This window comes from Crystallibacter permensis (genome assembly GCF_025960875.1).
Lineage (GTDB): Bacteria > Actinomycetota > Actinomycetes > Actinomycetales > Micrococcaceae > Crystallibacter > Crystallibacter permensis.
Genome location: NZ_JAODLR010000011.1, coordinates 1 through 17,332, shown reverse-complemented (window position 1 = coordinate 17,332; position 17,332 = coordinate 1). Strand labels below are relative to the sequence as shown.

At 66.2% G+C, this 17,332-nt stretch carries 15 protein-coding genes; 14 read left to right on the top strand and 1 reads right to left on the bottom strand.

The annotated features are described in order from the left end of the window. Positions 1–38 precede the first annotated feature (38 nt). Positions 39–761: a 4'-phosphopantetheinyl transferase family protein gene (locus tag B0G38_RS13435; protein ID WP_264669879.1), complete on the top strand. Its 723-nt coding sequence runs from the start codon at positions 39–41 to the stop codon at positions 759–761. Between the two features lie 35 nt (positions 762–796). Here B0G38_RS13435 and B0G38_RS13430 read toward each other — a convergent pair whose 3' ends face one another. Then, entirely contained in the window at positions 797–1,762 is a 966-nt protein-coding gene (locus B0G38_RS13430) for a quinone oxidoreductase family protein (RefSeq protein WP_264669878.1), read from the bottom strand. A 156-nt stretch (positions 1,763–1,918) separates the two neighbouring features. On the opposite strand from B0G38_RS13430, the gene argC reads away from it, so the two are divergent. The 13 genes from argC to tyrS all read left to right on the top strand — a co-directional run bounded on the left by argC (position 1,919) and on the right by tyrS (position 16,754). Further along, positions 1,919–2,950: an N-acetyl-gamma-glutamyl-phosphate reductase gene (gene argC, locus B0G38_RS13425; RefSeq protein ID WP_264669877.1), complete on the top strand. Its 1,032-nt coding sequence runs from the start codon at positions 1,919–1,921 to the stop codon at positions 2,948–2,950. Then, entirely contained in the window at positions 2,947–4,098 is a 1,152-nt protein-coding gene (gene argJ / locus B0G38_RS13420) for a bifunctional glutamate N-acetyltransferase/amino-acid acetyltransferase ArgJ (protein ID WP_264669876.1), read from the top strand. Before argC ends, argJ begins: the two co-directional genes overlap by 4 nt. Positions 4,099–4,105: 7 nt before the next feature. After that, positions 4,106–5,014: an acetylglutamate kinase gene (gene argB, locus B0G38_RS13415; protein ID WP_264669875.1), complete on the top strand. Its 909-nt coding sequence runs from the start codon at positions 4,106–4,108 to the stop codon at positions 5,012–5,014. Beyond that, on the top strand, positions 5,011–6,357 hold the full coding sequence (locus B0G38_RS13410) for an acetylornithine transaminase (protein ID WP_264669874.1): 1,347 nt from the start codon (positions 5,011–5,013) through the stop codon (positions 6,355–6,357). The genes argB and B0G38_RS13410 overlap by 4 nt, the downstream gene beginning before the upstream one ends. After that, positions 6,354–7,316, top strand: a complete 963-nt coding sequence (gene argF, locus B0G38_RS13405; RefSeq protein ID WP_264669873.1) for an ornithine carbamoyltransferase — start codon at positions 6,354–6,356, stop codon at positions 7,314–7,316. The genes B0G38_RS13410 and argF overlap by 4 nt, the downstream gene beginning before the upstream one ends. Before the next feature lie 23 nt (positions 7,317–7,339). Next, complete coding sequence (locus tag B0G38_RS13400) at positions 7,340–7,861, top strand: arginine repressor (protein WP_264669872.1); 522 nt, start codon at positions 7,340–7,342, stop codon at positions 7,859–7,861. 39 nt (positions 7,862–7,900) lie between these two features. Beyond that, the gene (locus tag B0G38_RS13395) at positions 7,901–9,109 is read left to right on the top strand and encodes an argininosuccinate synthase (protein ID WP_264669871.1); all 1,209 of its coding nucleotides are present in this window, start codon (positions 7,901–7,903) and stop codon (positions 9,107–9,109) included. A gap of 2 nt (positions 9,110–9,111) precedes the next feature. Continuing rightward, positions 9,112–10,533, top strand: coding sequence for an argininosuccinate lyase (gene argH, locus B0G38_RS13390; protein WP_169996293.1), 1,422 nt, complete (start codon positions 9,112–9,114; stop codon positions 10,531–10,533). Between the two features lie 203 nt (positions 10,534–10,736). Next, entirely contained in the window at positions 10,737–11,735 is a 999-nt protein-coding gene (locus B0G38_RS13385; RefSeq protein ID WP_264669870.1) for an SRPBCC domain-containing protein, read from the top strand. Next, positions 11,735–12,379: a DNA-3-methyladenine glycosylase gene (locus B0G38_RS13380; RefSeq protein ID WP_264669869.1), complete on the top strand. Its 645-nt coding sequence runs from the start codon at positions 11,735–11,737 to the stop codon at positions 12,377–12,379. Before B0G38_RS13385 ends, B0G38_RS13380 begins: the two co-directional genes overlap by 1 nt. Before the next feature lie 104 nt (positions 12,380–12,483). Beyond that, the gene (locus B0G38_RS13375; RefSeq protein WP_264669868.1) at positions 12,484–13,023 is read left to right on the top strand and encodes an adenine phosphoribosyltransferase; all 540 of its coding nucleotides are present in this window, start codon (positions 12,484–12,486) and stop codon (positions 13,021–13,023) included. Between the two features lie 151 nt (positions 13,024–13,174). Next, complete coding sequence (locus tag B0G38_RS13370) at positions 13,175–15,430, top strand: HelD family protein (RefSeq protein WP_264669867.1); 2,256 nt, start codon at positions 13,175–13,177, stop codon at positions 15,428–15,430. Positions 15,431–15,443: 13 nt separating this feature from the next. Further along, complete coding sequence (gene tyrS / locus B0G38_RS13365) at positions 15,444–16,754, top strand: tyrosine--tRNA ligase (protein ID WP_264669866.1); 1,311 nt, start codon at positions 15,444–15,446, stop codon at positions 16,752–16,754. Positions 16,755–17,332: the final 578 nt, after the last annotated feature.

The following is a 17,332-nucleotide window of genomic DNA, read 5'->3' as shown; positions in this document are numbered from 1 at the left end:
TAGGCCCCGCCGTCGTTGGCGGTCTTGGAGGTAAGTGTATGAGGGGTGAGGTCATCCTGCGGCTGGTCCGCCTGGCCGATTCCGGTTCCGGCATGGCCAGCCGCGGCTTCCGCCGGGGTGCCATCCGCAGCCTGTCCCGTGACGCAGTGCGGCGCCTGGCGGCGGATGAGCTCGACGTCGGGACCGAACGCGTGCAGTTGGCGTTCGACTGCCGCGACTGCCTGCGCGGCAACGACGGAAGCCATGGCCAGCCGTACCTGCTGCTGGACGGCAATCCTGCGCCCGTTCGGGTCAGCTACAGCCGCAGCGGGGACTGGCTGCTGGCCGCGCTGTCCTTCCGGCCGGTGCTCCTGGGCGTCGACCTGGAGGACACGGGTTCGGCGGCCTTCGGCGAGGATGACAACATCGACGCCGTGATGCTCACCCCCGACGAACGCGAACTGCTCGCCCGGGCCGTTGACCGCCGGCGGCTCCGCGCGCAGCTCTGGACGCGGAAAGAAGCCGTGCTGAAATCCACCGGCCACGGCCTCCGCCTTGCCCCCGACGCGGTAGGAGTGGCGGATGCGGAAGGCAGCGCACTGCTGACCATCTGGCCCGGCTCGGCCGGGGAACGGCCGGGCGTGCAGCTGGTGGACCTTCAGCTCACGCCGGCCATGGCCGACGGGACAGCCGTTCCTCCAACGCTGGCCGCGGCACTGGCCATCGGCGGTTCGGCCGATCCGGGTGTTATTTTCCGGGAAACGCTGGCAGTGCCGCGCTGAACAGCCACGGCTCGAGGAGCATGGCGGCGGAACGGTTACGGGATCAGCAGGAGCTTGCCCGTGGTGCGGCGTGACTCCAGGTCGGAGTGGGCCTGCCCCGCCTCGGACAACGGGTAGCTTGCACCCACCCGCATCTTGAGGGAACCGTCCAGGACCGCGGCGAAGAGCTCTTCCGAGCGCCAGCGCCGTTCTTCTGCGGTGAGCAGGTGGTCGGCCAGCTTGGGACGCGTTACGAACAGCGAGCCGGCCGCGTTCAAGCGCTGCAGGTCGAACGGCGGAACCTGGCCGGAGGCGCCCCCGAAGAGCACCAACGTGCCCCGGGTCCGCAGGCTGGCGAGCGAGCCTTCGAACGTATCCTTGCCCACGCCGTCGTACACCACGTCCACCCCGGTGCCGCCGGTCAGCTCGCGCACCTGCTCGGCGAAGCCGTCGTAGCGCAGGACTTCGTCCGCTCCTGCTTCCCGCGCCAGCTCTTCCTTTTCGTCGGTGGAGACCGTGGTGATGACCCGGGCGCCCTTGGCCTTGAGCAACTGGGTCAGGACCAGGCCCACACCGCCGGCACCCGCGTGCGTCAGCACGGTCTGGCCGGACTGGACCTTGAAGCTCGAATTGACCAGATAGTGCGCCGTCATGCCCTGAAGCGGGATGGCCGCGGCCGTCTCGTCGCTGACGCCGTCCGGGACCGGCAGGGCACCGTCCGCATCCATAAGCGCATACTGCGCGTAGCCGGCGCGGGCCTCGGAGGTGGCCACCCGGTCGCCGTTGGCAAAACCCGTGACGCCCTCGCCGCAGGCTTCCACAGTTCCGGCGATCTCGCTGCCCGGCGTGAACGGGAACCGGACCTTGTACACGCCGCTGCGCTGATAGGTGTCGATGAAGTTCACACCCGCGGCCGCAACCTTGACCAGCAGCTGGCCCGGTCCCGGCGTGGGGATCCGGACCTCCTGCAGCTGCATAACCTCGGGTCCTCCGGGAGCTTCGGCAACGATTGCTTGGGCCATGGCGTCTGGTCCTCCTGTAATCAACCGCGCACGCGCGTGCGACGGCAGCTAGACTGGCGTTTTCGCGCACCCGCAGTCTCCGCCACGGGCGCTGGCTTCATCGTATCGTGCATAATTATGACTCCCTATGAATAAGTTTTCCTGTATAGTGGCTCTATGACTTTTTCGGTAGCTGTTTCCGGTGCCAGTGGCTATGCCGGCGGAGAAGTGCTCCGCCTGCTGGCCAGCCATCCAGAGGTCTCCATCGGGGCCATCACGGCGCACAGCAATGCCGGCTCCCGATTGGGTTCGCTCCAGCCGCATCTGCACACCCTGGCCGAGCGTGAGCTGACGGAAACCACCGTGGAAAACCTGGCCGGGCACGACGTCGTCTTCCTGGCCCTGCCGCACGGTGCCAGCGCGGAGATCGCCGCCAAGCTGCCCGAAGACACCCTGGTGATCGACGCCGGAGCGGACCACCGGCTGGAAGATCCGCTCGTGTGGGAAAAGTTCTACGGCACGGTCCACGCCGGAACCTGGCCCTACGGCCTGCCCGAGCTCCCGGGCCACCGCGAGCGTCTGCGCGAGGCCAAGCGGATCGCCGTTCCCGGTTGCTATCCCACCAGCTCTCTGCTCGCGCTGACGCCGGGCTTCAGCGCCGGCCTGCTGGAGACCCAGGATGTGGTCATCGTCGCCGCTTCGGGGACGTCCGGCGCGGGCAAATCCGTGAAGGTCAACCTGCTGGGCTCCGAGGTTATGGGCGGCATGAGCCCGTACGGCGTCGGCGGCGGCCACCGGCACACGCCCGAAATCGAGCAGGGCCTCTCCGCTGCCGCGGGCGAAGACGTCCAGGTGTCCTTCACGCCCACACTCGCGCCGATGAGCCGCGGCATCCTCACCACGGCCACGGCCAGGGTGAAGCCGGGGACCGGCACCGCAGCGCTGCGCCAGGCCTGGACCGAGGCCTACGCCGGCGAGGCTTTTGTGCACCTGCTGCCGGAGGGCCAGTGGCCGCACACCAAGTCCGTCCAGGGCTCCAACCACGTCGCCATCCAGCTGGCCTTCGACGAACATGCCGGCCGCGTGATTGTCAGCTGCGCCATCGACAACCTGGCCAAGGGCACCGCCGGCGGCGCCGTCCAGTCCATGAACATCGCCCTCGGTCTCGAGGAGACCGCCGGCCTGACCCACCAGGGAGTAGCACCGTGAGCGTCACCGCTGCACAAGGTTTCCGCGCCGCAGGCGTGACCGCCGGGCTGAAAACCTCCGGCAATCCGGACGTGGCCTTGGTGGTCAACGATGGTCCCGCCAAATCGGCCGCCGCGGTTTTCACCTCCAACCGCGTGGCTGCCGCCCCCGTCCATTGGTCCCGTCAGGCGCTCAGCGACGGCCGCGCGGACGCCGTGATCCTCAACTCCGGCGGGGCCAACGCCTGCACCGGTCCCGAGGGTTTCCAGAACACGCACAGCACCGCGGAGAAAACGGCCGCGCTGCTGGGCATTTCCGCGTCCGATGTGGTGGTGTGCTCCACCGGGCTGATCGGCGAGCAGCTGCCCATGGACAAGCTGCTTCCCGGCGTCGAGGCTGCCGTGGCGGCCCTCAACAACGACGGCGGCGCTGACGCCGCCACCGCGATCATGACCACCGACAGCGTGGCCAAGCAGTCGCGGTTCGACGGCTCGGGCTACGTCATCGGCGGCATGGCCAAGGGCGCCGGCATGCTGGCCCCCGGTCTGGCCACCATGCTGGTGGTCATCACCACCGATGCCCACGTCGAAGCGCCCGCCTTGGACATGGCGCTGCGCGAGGCCACCCGGGTGACCTTCGACCGGACGGATTCGGACGGCTGCATGTCCACCAATGACACCGTTGTCCTGCTGGCCTCCGGTGCCTCCGGCGCGGTGCCGGACCTGGCTCAATTCAGTGCTGGCTTGACCACGGTGTGCGCCGATCTGGCCCGCCAGTTGATTACCGACGCCGAGGGCGCCAGCCACGACATCGCCATCACCACCCTCAACGCCGCCTCCGAACGGGATGCGGAGGTTGTCAGCCGTGCCGTGGCCCGGTCCAACCTCTTCAAGACCGCCATCTTCGGCAAGGACCCCAACTGGGGCAGGGTGCTCTCCGCCGTCGGCACCACCGACGCAGTCTTTGAACCGGACCAGCTGAACGTCACGATGAACGGCGTGCAGGTCTGCCGCGACGGCGGCGTGGGGGACTCCCGCGACCTGGTGGATCTGGACACCCGCGAGGTCATCGTGATGATCGATCTGAACGCAGGCAACGAGTCCGCCACCATCTGGACCAATGACCTCACGCACGAGTATGTGCACGAGAACTCCGCGTACTCGAGCTGAGGAACCGATGAACACGATGCTTGTAGCCCAGGACAAGGCGGGCACACTGATTGAAGCGCTGCCGTGGATCCAGCGCTTCGCCGGGACCACCATGGTCATCAAGTACGGCGGCAACGCCATGGTCAACGACGAGCTGCGCCGGGCTTTCGCCGAGGACATCGTCTTCCTGCACCACGTCGGCATCAAACCCGTGGTGGTGCACGGTGGCGGCCCGCAGATCAACGCCATGCTCTCCAAGCTCGGCATTGAGTCCGAGTTCAAGGGCGGCCTGCGCGTGACCACGCCGGAGGCCATGGACGTGGTGCGGATGGTGCTTACCGGCCAGGTGGGCCGGGAACTGGTCGGCCTCATCAACTCGCACGGCCCGTACGCCGTCGGGCTTTCGGGCGAAGACGGCCGGCTGCTGCAGGCCGTGCGAACCGGCACCGTGGTGGACGGCGAGGAAGTGGACCTGGGCCTCGTGGGCGAAGTGGTGGGAGTGAATCCCTCCGCCATCCTGGACCTGCTCGATGCCGGCCGGATCCCGGTCATCTCCACCGTGGCCCCGGAGATCAACAACGACGGCGAAGGCACCAACCAGGTGCTGAACGTCAACGCAGATACCGCCGCGGCTGCGGTGGCCGATGCCTTGCATGCCTCGCGGCTGGTGATCCTGACCGACGTGGAGGGCCTGTACGCCAACTGGCCGGACAAGTCCTCGCTGATCTCCTCGCTGACCGCCTCCGAGCTGCGGGACCTGCTGCCCCAGCTCGAATCCGGCATGATTCCCAAGATGGAAGCCTGCCTCAAGGCGGTCGACGGGGGAGTGGAGCGCGCCGCCGTGGTCGATGGCCGGATGGCGCACTCGATCCTGCTTGAAATATTTACGGCTGCCGGCATCGGCACCCAGGTTGTTCCGGACGGAGACGAGAAATGAGCGAGGCAATCCAACAGGCAACACCACAGCCGGCCGCCGGATCGGCGTCGGAGCTGGCCAGCCTCGACGGGCTGCACAACCAGGAACTGCTGGCCCGCTACAACCAGTCCCTGATGGGCGTGTTCGGCACACCGCAGCGCGTGCTGGTCCGCGGCAACGGCTGCACCGTCTGGGACGCCGACGGCAAGGAATACCTGGACCTGCTCGGCGGCATCGCCGTGAACGCCCTGGGCCACGCGGACCCGTTCATCACCAGCATCATCTCCAGCCAGCTGTCCACGCTGGGCCATATTTCCAACTTCTTCACCAGCCCGACGCAGATCGCGCTGGCCGAAAAGCTGCTGGAGCTGGCGCACGCCCCGGCCGGCTCCAAGGTCTTCTTCGCCAACTCCGGCACCGAAGCCAACGAGGCGGCCTTCAAGCTGGCCCGCCGCAACTCCACCGCCACGCGGAACAGGATCATCGCCCTGGACGGTGCCTTCCACGGCCGGACCATGGGCGCGCTGGCACTGACGGCCAAACAGGCCTACCGTGAACCGTTCGAGCCCCTGCCCGGCGGCGTGGAGCATATCCCCTTCGGCGACGTGGATGCACTGCGCGCCGCTGTCGACGGGACCGTTGCCGCCGTCGTTCTTGAGCCGATCCAGGGAGAAGTGGGCGTACGGCCGCTGCCGCCGGGCTACCTCAAGGCCGCGCGCGAAATCACCCGCGAGGCCGGGGCGCTGCTGATCCTGGACGAAGTCCAGACCGGCGTGGGACGCACCGGCAACTGGTTCGCCTACCAGGGCAGCGTGGCCGGCGGCGAGGACATCCTGCCCGACGCCATGACCCTGGCCAAGGGCCTGGGCGGCGGGTTCCCCATCGGCGCCATGGTGACGTTCGGCGAGCAGGTTTCCACGCTGCTGACCGCCGGACAGCACGGCACCACGTTCGGCGGCAACCCGGTGGCAACCGCCGCCGCGCTGGCCACGCTGCACTCGATCGAGGCCCGGCAGCTGCTGCAGCATGCGAACGACGTCGGCGCCCAGCTTCGCACCGCTCTGGCCGGTATCGACGGCGTCACCGAGGTCCGCGGCGAGGGCCTGCTGATCGGCTTCGACCTGGCGGCAGAGATTGCCGCACCGGCCGTCCGCGCCGCGCTCGAGGCCGGATTCATTATCAACAACCCCGGTCCGCGCACGCTGCGCCTCGCGCCGCCGCTGATCCTCACCGGGGCGCAGGCCGAGGTCTTTATCCAGGCGCTGCCCGCCATTCTGGCAGCGGCCGCCGAAGCTGCCGCCGAAACCACTGCCGCGGCCAACCCCGCCGACCCCAACGCCGACGCCCCGAAGGACACGCCATGATCCGCCACTTCCTCAAAGACACCGATCTGAGCCCGGCCGAACAGCTCTCGGTGCTGGACCTGGCGGCGCAGCTGAAGGAGTCGCCCTACCTGTACCAGCCGTATGCCGCGGACGGGTCTGCGCGCAAGACCGTGGCGGTCATCTTCGACAAGACCTCCACCCGGACCCGGCTGTCCTTCGCCGCCGGCGTGGCGGATCTGGGCGGCGTGCCGCTGATCATCAATCCGGGCGAATCCCAGATGGGCCACAAGGAGTCCATTTCGGACACCGTCAAGGTAATGGAGCGCATGGTCTCGACCGTGGTCTGGCGCACCTACGCCCACTCCGGACTTGAGGAGATGGCCGCCATCTCACGCGTGCCGGTAATCAACTCGCTCTCCGACGACTACCACCCGTGCCAGCTGCTGGCGGACCTGCTCACCATCAGGGAACACAAGGGCGAACTCGCCGGCCTGACCATGACGTACCTGGGGGATGCGGCCAACAACATGGCCAACTCCTACCTGCTGGCCGGCGCCACGGCTGGCATGCATGTGCGGATCGGCGGACCCGTTGGCTACCTGCCCGCTGCCGCCGTCGTCGCCGAAGCCGAGGCGCGCGCCGCGGAAACCGGCGGCTCGGTGCTGGTTACCTCCGATGCGGCCGAGGCACTGGCAGGGACCGACGTCGTCGCCACCGACACCTGGGTCAGCATGGGCCAGGAAGAGGAAAAGGCCCAGCGGCTTGAGCTGTTCAAGGACTACGCGGTGGATGCAGCGGCGATGAAGCTGGCCGCGCCGGACGCCATTGTGCTGCACTGCCTGCCGGCCTACCGCGGCTACGAGATCGCGGCCGACGTGATCGACGGCGACCAGTCCGTGGTGTGGGACGAGGCCGAGAACCGGCTGCACGCGCAGAAGGCGCTGATGACCTGGCTGATGGACAAGGCCGGCCTGGCACCGTTGCAGAAGACTTCTTGAAGGCGCTGAAGGAACACCAGGCCGTGACCAGCATGCCCACCACCAAGACCGCCCGCCAGGCCCGCATCACCGCGATCCTGACCGGGCAGTCCGTGCGTTCGCAGGCGGAGCTCGCGGCCCTGCTCGCCGCCGAAGGCGTCCAGGTGACGCAGGCAACCCTGTCCCGGGACCTGGTGGAACTCGGTGCGGTGCGCGTGCGCAGCCAGGACGGCGCGCTGGTCTACGCCGTCAGGTCCGAAGGGGGAGAACGCGCCCCGCAGGCGGGCATTACCCAGGAGATTCTGGACGCCCGCCTGGCCAAACTGTGCGCGGACCTGCTGGTCACCGCCGAGGCCTCCGGCAACCTGGTGGTATTGCGGACTCCGCCCGGAGCCGCGAACTTCCTGGCCCTGGCCATCGACCACTCCGTCATGCCCTCCGTGCTGGGCACCATCGCCGGCGACGACACCGTACTGCTGGTGACCAGGGACCCCGACGGCGGCGCCGACCTGGCCGCCCGCTTCCTGCAGTTCGCGGACGAACCCGCCCGCAACAGCCAGACCTGAAAACGTACCAAACCTGTAAACCAATAGGAGCACCCTTAAGTGACTGACCGCATTGTTCTGGCCTACTCCGGTGGCCTCGACACCTCCGTTGCCATCGGCTGGATCGCCGAGGCAACCGGGGCCGAAGTGATCGCCGTCGCGGTGGACGTAGGACAGGGCGGCGAGTCGCTGGAAACCATCCGGCAGCGTGCACTGGACTGCGGCGCCGTCGAGGCCTATGTGGCCGATGCCCGGGATGAGTTCGCCACCGAGTACTGCATGCCGGCGCTGAAAGCGAACGCGCTGTACATGGATGCCTACCCGCTGGTCTCCGCCGTCTCCCGCCCGGTGATCGTCAAGCACCTCGTGGCTGCGGCCCAGAAGTTCGGTGCCACCACCGTGTCCCACGGCTGCACGGGCAAGGGCAATGACCAGGTCCGCTTCGAAGTGGGCATCCAGACCCTGGGCCCGGAGCTGAAATGCATCGCCCCGGTCCGCGACCTGGCGCTGACCCGCGACAAGGCGATTGCCTATGCGGAAGCCAAGAACCTGCCGATAGTCACCACCAAGAAGAACCCGTTCTCCATTGACCAGAACGTCTGGGGCCGGGCCGTGGAGACAGGCTTCCTCGAGGACATCTGGAACGCGCCCACCAAGGACGTCTACGACTACACGGCCTCCCCGGAATTCCCGCCGATCGCCGATGAAGTGGTCATCACGTTCAAGGAAGGCATCCCGGTGGCCATCGACGGGCACGCCGTGACCCCGCTGCAGGCCATCGAACAGCTGAACCACCGCGCCGGCGCCCAGGGCGTGGGCCGGATCGACATCGTCGAAGACCGCCTGGTGGGCATCAAGTCCCGCGAAATCTACGAAGCCCCCGGCGCCATGGCACTGATCGCGGCACACAAGGAACTCGAAAACGTCACCATCGAACGTGAGCAGGCCCGCTTCAAGAAGACCGTGGGCCAGCGCTGGACCGAACTGGTCTACGACGGCCAGTGGTTCTCGCCGCTGAAGCGTTCGCTGGACACCTTCATCGACGACACGCAGCAGTACGTCAGCGGCGAGATCCGGCTGGAACTGCACGGCGGCCGCGCCACCGTGACCGGTCGCCGTTCGGATACGGCGCTGTACGACTTCAACCTGGCCACCTACGACACCGGCGATACGTTCGACCAGTCCATGGCCCGGGGCTTTATCGAGATCTTCGGTCTCTCCTCCAAGGTCGCGTCCGGACGCGACCAGCGCGCAGCGGAAGGCAACTAAGAATGGCACACGGAACCAATGAAGGCGCACTCTGGGGCGGGCGCTTTGCCGGCGGCCCCGCGGATGCGCTGGCAGCACTGAGCAAGTCCACGCACTTCGACTGGCGGCTGGCGCTCTACGACATCGACGGCTCGCGCGCCCATGCCCGGGTGCTGCACAAGGCCGGACTGCTTGACGACGGCGAACTGGCTGGCATGCTGGCCGCCCTCGATGAGCTCGACGCCGATGTCCGCTCCGGTGCCTATGTTGCCGCCGAATCGGACGAGGATGTGCACGGCTCGCTGGAGCGCGGCCTGATCGAGCGGGCCGGAACGCAGCTCGGCGGCAAGCTCCGCGCCGGCCGGTCCCGCAATGACCAGATTGCCACGCTGGGCCGGATGTACCTGCGCGACCACGCCCGCATCATCGCCGGCGGCGTCCTCGCCACGGTGGATGCCCTCATTGGGCAGGCTGAGGCGCACCACGGTGTGGCCATGCCGGGGCGCACGCACCTGCAGCACGCGCAGCCGGTGCTGCTGAGCCACCATCTGCTGGCGCACGCCTGGGCGCTGCTGCGCGATGTGCAGCGGCTGGCCGACTGGGACAAGCGCGCCGCCGTATCGCCCTACGGCTCGGGCGCCCTCGCCGGGTCCTCGCTGGGCCTGGACCCGAACGCCGTCGCCGCCGACCTGGGCTTCGACTCCGCGGCCTGGAACTCCATCGACGGCACCGCCTCCCGCGACGTCTTCGCCGAGTTCGCCTGGGTGTCCGCCATGATCGGGGTGGATCTGTCCAGGATTTCGGAGGAAGTCATTTTCTGGGCCACCAAGGAATTTTCCTTCGTCACGCTGGATGACTCGTACTCCACCGGCTCCTCCATCATGCCGCAGAAGAAGAACCCGGATGTGGCCGAACTGGCCCGCGGCAAGGCCGGGCGTTTGATCGGGAACCTGACCGGGCTGCTGGCTACGCTCAAGGGCCTGCCGCTGGCCTATAACCGGGACCTGCAGGAAGACAAGGAGCCCGTTTTCGATGCTGCGGACACCCTGGAACTGCTGCTCCCGGCCGTTTCCGGCATGATCGCCACGCTGAAGTTCAACACCGAACGGCTCGAATCGCTGGCACCGCAGGGCTTCGCCCTCGCCACGGACATCGCCGAGTGGCTGGTCCGCCAGGGTGTGCCGTTCCGGGAGGCGCACGAACTCTCCGGGGCGGCCGTGAAGCTGGCCGAAAGCCGCGGCATCGAGCTGTGGGATCTGAGCGACGAGGACTACGCCGGCATCTCGGAGCACCTGACCCCGCAGGTGCGCGAGGTCCTGAGCGTGGAAGGCTCGTTGAACAGCCGCAGCTCCCAGGGCGGCACCGCACCCACTGCCGTGGCCAGCCAGCTGGAGGCGCTGAAGGCACAGCTGGAACCGGTGCGCACGTACGCTGCGGGCGCCTGACCCCCGCAAAAACCAGCTAACGACGGCGGATCCGCACCTGCAGCGAGCAGGTGCGGATCCGCCGTCGTTCTCTGTCCGCCGGCACCCTTGTTTCTGCCCTTCGGCGCTCTCGCCAAACAGAAGTTACCGACCGGTAACTTCTGTCTTTGGGGTAGTTTGTGAAACAGAGATGCAGCCGGAGCCCACGAGCCGAGGAAGTGACGATGACCACGCTGAGCCCGCAGGATGAGAAAGTAGTTCCGTCCGGACGGATCGAACGGATCGCGTCCGACTACGTGCTGGCCTTTGACCGCCAGCTCGACTATCCGCACAGCTACCTGTGGAGCCTGCTGGCCGAGCCGGAACACGTGGCCAAGTGGCTGGGGAACCTGATCACCGGCTGGGAACAGGGCCAGCCTTACGAACTGGAGGTCGGGGGCACCGTCACCGGCACCGTGCTGCAGCTGAACGCGCCGCTGAGCCTGCAGATCACCTGGGAGGACGAGCTGGACAATGAGTCCGTGCTCGAGTGGCGGATGCTCAACAGCAACGGCGGCACGCTGGTGCAACTGCGCGCGCGCTCCGAGAGCCGGGCGTTCCTGACCGAAGGTGCCGCGGGCTGGGAAACCATCCTGGACGCATTCGAGGACGTGGCGGCCGGACGCACGCCGCAGCCGCAGCCGGACCGCTGGAGCAAGCTGCGGGAAGCCTACGCGCGCGAGTACTCGCTGTCCCACACCATGGGCACCCTCGGCAAGGACTCCGGCCACGACTGCGTCCACTTTGACCGGCTGCTGGGCGTGGACCGGTCAACGGTCTGGCAGGCCCTGACGGAGCCGGACATGTTTGGAAAATGGCTCGCACCCGGAACCCTGCAGCTGCAGGTCGGCGGAGACGTCCGGCTGGACTTCGAGACGTTCAGCATGCGCGGCGACGTAACGAACGTCCTGAACGAGCAGACGCTGGAGTACAGCTGGTGCAGCCCGGAAGTGGAGCAGAGTTCCGTGCACTGGATGCTGGAGAACTCCGACGGCAAGACACTGCTGAAACTCCGCCACGGACTGCGCTCGAAGGCCAGCGCCGCCGAACTCATGGCGCTGTGGCACGAGCGGCTCGACGCGCTGGCCTTGTACTTCTCCGGGGCGGAAATCCATCCTTCCGCGCACCACCGGGATGCCTTGACACACTTTTACCGCCGGATGGCCGGCAGCGCCGGATCGTAGTGGAGACTGTCCCCGCGATCCCGGGAGCACTGCTGAAATGGCTCGCACGTCCGGCCGATGAAGTGGCCCCGGGACTGCTCGGTGCGCAACTGCTGCGGGCAACAGCGGAGGGCGCCGTGGGGGTGCGGATCACCGAGGTGGAGGCATACCTGGGCGAAAGGGACCCGGGCTCGCATGCCTTCCGCGGCCAGACCAACCGCAACAAGGCCATGTTCGGCCCGGCGGGCCACATCTACGTCTACTTCACCTACGGCATGCACCACTGCGTCAACATTGTCTGCGGCCACGCCGGCATAGCCACCGGTGTGCTGATCCGCGCCGGGGAGGTGACCCACGGACGCGAACTGGCGTACCGCCGTCGTACCTCGGCGAAAAACGATACCGAGCTGGCTCGCGGACCGGGCCGCCTGGCGCAGGCCTTGGGGCTGACCCTGGCGGATAACGGCCGGGCCTTCGTTCCCGGTGAACTCGAGCTCCGGCTACCTGCCACGCCCGCTCCGCCAGCCCATGTGCGCAGCGGGCCCCGGGTGGGGGTCAGCGGTGAGGGCGGGACCGATAGCTACCCCTGGCGGTTCTGGCTGGAGGGGGAGAAAACCGTCTCGCCCTACCGCGCGGCCAAACCCCGCCGCCGCTCGGACGGATAAAAATCGGGCGGGTGAATCCTGGGCCGGACGGAGCCAGCAGGTCTTTACCCAGGCACGGCCGTCTTCCCGTCTTCCTTGCAGGCCAGCGGCGGTAGGGTAGTGGGGTGAGTGAACGAGCTTCAGAGTCCGCGGAGTCAGTCATCAGCCGGCTTTCGGCCACCGTCTCCGACTACCCGAAACCAGGCATTGTCTTTCGGGACCTCACGCCCGTTTTCGCGGACGGTCCCGCTCTTCGCACCATCGTGCATGCGCTCATCGACCCCTTCGAAGGGCAGTTCGACGCCGTGGCCGGCATCGAAGCCCGCGGCTTTTTGCTGGCGGCCGCCGGAGCGTATGCATCAGGCAAAGGCGTGGTGACGGTGCGGAAGAAGGGCAAACTTCCGCGGAAGGTCTACGCGGAGGATTACACCCTCGAATACGGTACGGCGACGCTTGAACTGCATGCCGATGATCTCAAGCCCGGCATGCGCGTGCTTATCCTTGACGATGTGCTGGCCACCGGCGGCACCCTCGGCGCGGCCTGCCGGCTGTTCGAACGGGCCGGAGTACAGGTTTCCGGGTTCGGCGTCGTACTTGAACTGACGGGCCTGCGCGGACGCGCGGCACTGGCAGGCCACCGGATCCGCTCGCTGGTCCGCGAGTAATCACGTCGGGAACCCGTTCCGGATCTATTCCGGATCTTCTCCTGAACCCCTCCGGTTCTGTCGTCTTGTTGTGGCCCTGACGTGGGCGTTCATGTAATTTCATGCCGGGCACTGTAAGATTGACGCTCTGCCTTTGCGGGAGGAACACATAATGCAGGAAGCGGTTTCGGCACATATGGAACTTGAACACGAGCGGGACTATGTCGCGGGTTTGTACCAGCGTCTGGATGAGTTGCGCGCCGAAAAGCAGCAGCAGCTGGACCGGGTCCGCAGCGGCGGTGCAGTAGGCACGATGCAGAATATTTCTGAACGTGACGCCTTCGCCACCATGTACGAGGACCGGCTCGCCCAGCTCAACGCCGTGGATGACCGGCTTGTCTTCGGACGGCTGGATCTGGATAGCGGTGAGTCCCGCTACATCGGCCGCATCGGCCTGAGTACGGCTGATCTGCAGCGGCTCATGGTGGACTGGCGCGCGCCCGAGGCCGGAGTCTTCTACCAGGCCACGGCCTTCGAACGCCAGGGCGTACGACGGCGTCGGCATCTGATCCTGAAGGGTCGGGACGTTAAAGCCGTTGAGGACGACGTGCTGGACGCGTCGATGCTCGATTCGGGCAACCTGCAGGGAGAGGGCGCCCTGCTGGCGGCGCTGAACTCGAAACGCACCGGACAGATGTCGGACATCGTCGGCACTATCCAGGCCGAGCAGGACCGGATCATCCGCAGTCCCATGCAAGGTGTGCTGGTGGTCCAGGGCGGGCCGGGGACGGGCAAGACCGCCGTCGCCCTGCACCGCGCGGCGTACTTGCTGTATATGCACCGGGAGCGGCTGAAGTCCGCCGGCGTCCTACTGGTGGGGCCGTCGAACTCGTTCATGAAGTACATCGAACGTGTCCTGCCGTCGCTCGGCGAGACCGGTGTGGTGATGTCCACCCTAGGCAAACTGATGCCGGGTATTAACGCCGTGCCGGAAACCGACCAGGCCGTTGCCGAACTCAAGGGCCGGGCGTCCATGGCCAAGGTAGTGGCGCGGGCGGTGGCTAACCGGCAGCGCCTCCCGGCGGGCCCGCGCAAGCTCAACGTCGAGGGCACCATCCTTACGCTGACTCCCAAGCAGGTGATCCGGGCACGGGACAGGGCACGGTCCACCGGCAAGCCGCACAACGAGGCCCGCACGACGTTCGTGAAAATCCTGCTGCGCGAACTGACCGAGCAGTTGACCCAGGCGCTGGAAGAATCGTCCGGGCCTGGCAATAATGCGGACCGCAGCTACCTGACAGAAGACGTCCGCACCTCCCGCGACGTTCGGGTGGCCCTGAACCTGTGCTGGATGCCGCTGACGCCGGAGCAGCTGATCGGCGAACTGCTGAGCAAGCCCGCGCACCTCGAAGGCGCTGCGCGTCAGTTGAGCGACGCGGAACGGGCACTGCTCTTGCGTGATCCGTCGGCGCCGTGGACCGAGGCCGACGTGCCGCTCCTCGACGAGGCGGCGGAACTTCTCGGCCCGATGGATGTTTCCAGTGCCCGCGACAAGTCCCAGCGGGAGCACCAGCGTGCCCGCGACGTCGCGAATGCCGAGCAGTCCCTCGTGAACCTGGACGAGGCGTTAAAGGCAAGCGGGATCGACGGTCTCGTCAGCGCCGAGGACCTGGCGGCCCACAACCAGATACAGGAGACTCGCTTCACCGCGGCAGAACGTGCCGCGTCGGACCGCACCTGGGCCTTCGGCCACATCGTGGTCGATGAAGCGCAGGAACTCTCGGCCATGCAGTGGCGGCTGTTGATGCGCCGCTGCCCGCTGAAGTCCTTCACAGTGGTGGGCGACATAGCACAGACGAGCTCCGCTGCCGGCGCACACTCCTGGCAGCAGGTCCTTGAGCCCTTTGCCCAGGACCGCTGGCGGCTGGAAGAGCTGACGGTGAACTACCGCACGCCGTCGCAAATCGCGGAAGCCGCGGTGCGCATGGCCAATGCGGCCGGACTGGTGATTTCCGCGCCCAAGGCTGTCCGGGACGGCATCTGGGATCCGATCATTGACAAGGTGGACGACGGCGGACTCCTGGGCAGACTGGTCGAGGTCATGCCGGAGGAACTCGACGCCCTCGACGGCGGCCTGTTGGCGGTCATCGCGGCGGATCATCGTGTTGAGGAAGCACGCAAGGAACTGGCGGCTGTCTACGGAAGCCGCGTGGGTGCGGGAGCCGGCGGATTGGACCAGGACATCACGGTCATCGGACCCAAGGAAGCCAAGGGACTGGAATTCGACGGTGTTGTCCTGCTGGAACCGGCGGAACTGCTCGACGGCGTCAGCGGCAAGGTGGGCGATTTGTACGTCGCAATGACACGCCCCACCCAGCGTCTGCGTCTTCTGGCGGAGGGCGATATCCCACCGGGCATCGAAGGCTGATATTTTAGAGTCCGTGTCAACTAATACGTTTCTAAGTTCCCAAAGCAATGACCCCGGTTTCGCCAATGTATGGCAGGAACTGAAGTGGCGCGGGCTGGTCCACGTCTCCACCGATGAGGCGGAGCTGGAAAAGCTGCTGGCCGGTGAACCGATCACGTATTACTGCGGCTTCGACCCGACGGCGCCGAGCCTGCATCTGGGCAACCTCGTCCAGCTGTTAACCATGCGCCGTCTGCAGTTGGCGGGCCACAAGCCCCTCGGCCTGGTCGGTGGTTCCACCGGCCTGGTCGGGGATCCGCGCCCCACGGCGGAGCGGACGATGAACACCAAGGAAACCGTCGCCGAATGGGTCGGCTACCTGCAGGGCCAGGTGCATCGGTTCCTCAGCTTCGAGGGCGAGAATGCTGCCCGGATGGTGAACAACCTGGACTGGACGGCACCAATGAGTGTGCTGGACTTCCTGCGGGACGTCGGCAAACACTTCCGTGTCGGCACCATGATCAAGAAAGACATCGTCGCCTCCCGGCTGAACTCCGACGAGGGCATCAGCTACGCGGAATTCAGCTACCAGATCCTGCAGGGCATGGACTACCTGGAACTGTTCCGCCAGTACGGCTGTGTGCTGCAGACCGGCGGGTCGGATCAGTGGGGCAACCTGACCAGCGGCACCGAGCTGATCCGCAAGGTCGAGGGCCAGTCCGTCCACGCCATCGGCACTCCGCTGATTACCAACTCGGATGGAACCAAGTTCGGCAAGAGCGAAGGCAACGCCATCTGGCTCGACGCCGCAATGTGCAGCCCGTACGCGATGTACCAGTTCTGGCTGAACACGGCCGATGCCGACGTTGTCGAGCGGCTCAAGGTCTTCACTTTCCGGAGCAGAACCGAAATCGAAGAGCTTGAAAAGGCAGTGGCCGAACGCGCCCATACCCGCGAGGCCCAGCGCGTGCTGGCCTACGACGTGACCTCGCTGGTGCATGGGGAGGAAGCAACCGACAAGGTGATCGCTGCTTCGGCGGCGTTGTTCGGGCAGGGAGAGCTGCAAGCGCTGGACGAAGCCACATTGGTTTCGGCCACTTCGCAGCTGCCCAGCGCCACAGTGGACCGCGGTTCCCTGAACATCATTGGGTTGCTCGTTGCCTCCGGCCTCGTGCCGAGCAATTCCGGCGCCCGTCGCACCGTAGCCGAAGGTGGTGCGTACGTGAACAACGAAAAAATCACGGATCCGGATGCAGTCATCGACGTTGCAGAGCTGCTGCACGGCAAGTACTTGCTGATGCGCAGGGGCAAGCGCACCCTGGCCATGGTCGAAGTACCTGCATAGTCAGAGGCCGCACGTCGGGAACAACCCCGGCAAAGCCAACATGGCGGGCCCGTACCCGTGTCAACTGCCAGCATGGCAGCGGGCGCAGGGACGGGTCCGCTTTCATTTTTGAGGCGTAATTTGGGCGGATTTGCAGGAGCCTGAAACCTTGTGTATTGTTTTCTGAGTCGCCGCCGCTGAGTTGAAAAAGACACAGCGAGCAGGAGGGCAAAATCCCAAGATGAATCGGAAGCAATTCCGGCGTGCACTTAGATGCAAGAGCCGGAAACGCTGAAAATTTGTTGCGGGCGCATTCTTTATCGAATGGAAAATCGCGGAAAACGCCGATTTGACAAGGGATATGGAATGAAATAAATTTATGAACATCGCAGCGAAGAAATGCGAAACAATAAAAGAATTCAAGGATTCTAGTTTCAATAAGTATTCGTTTGCTCCTGTTGTTTGAGAACTCAATAGTGTGCCAAGTTTGTTGATACCAATTAGTTTATTGGTTGAATTATTGTCGTGGGGCACCGCCTCCGTGGTGTGCCGCGATGTTTTTTAGCCTGGTTTGAATTTAGTGCAGTGCTGGTTCCCGT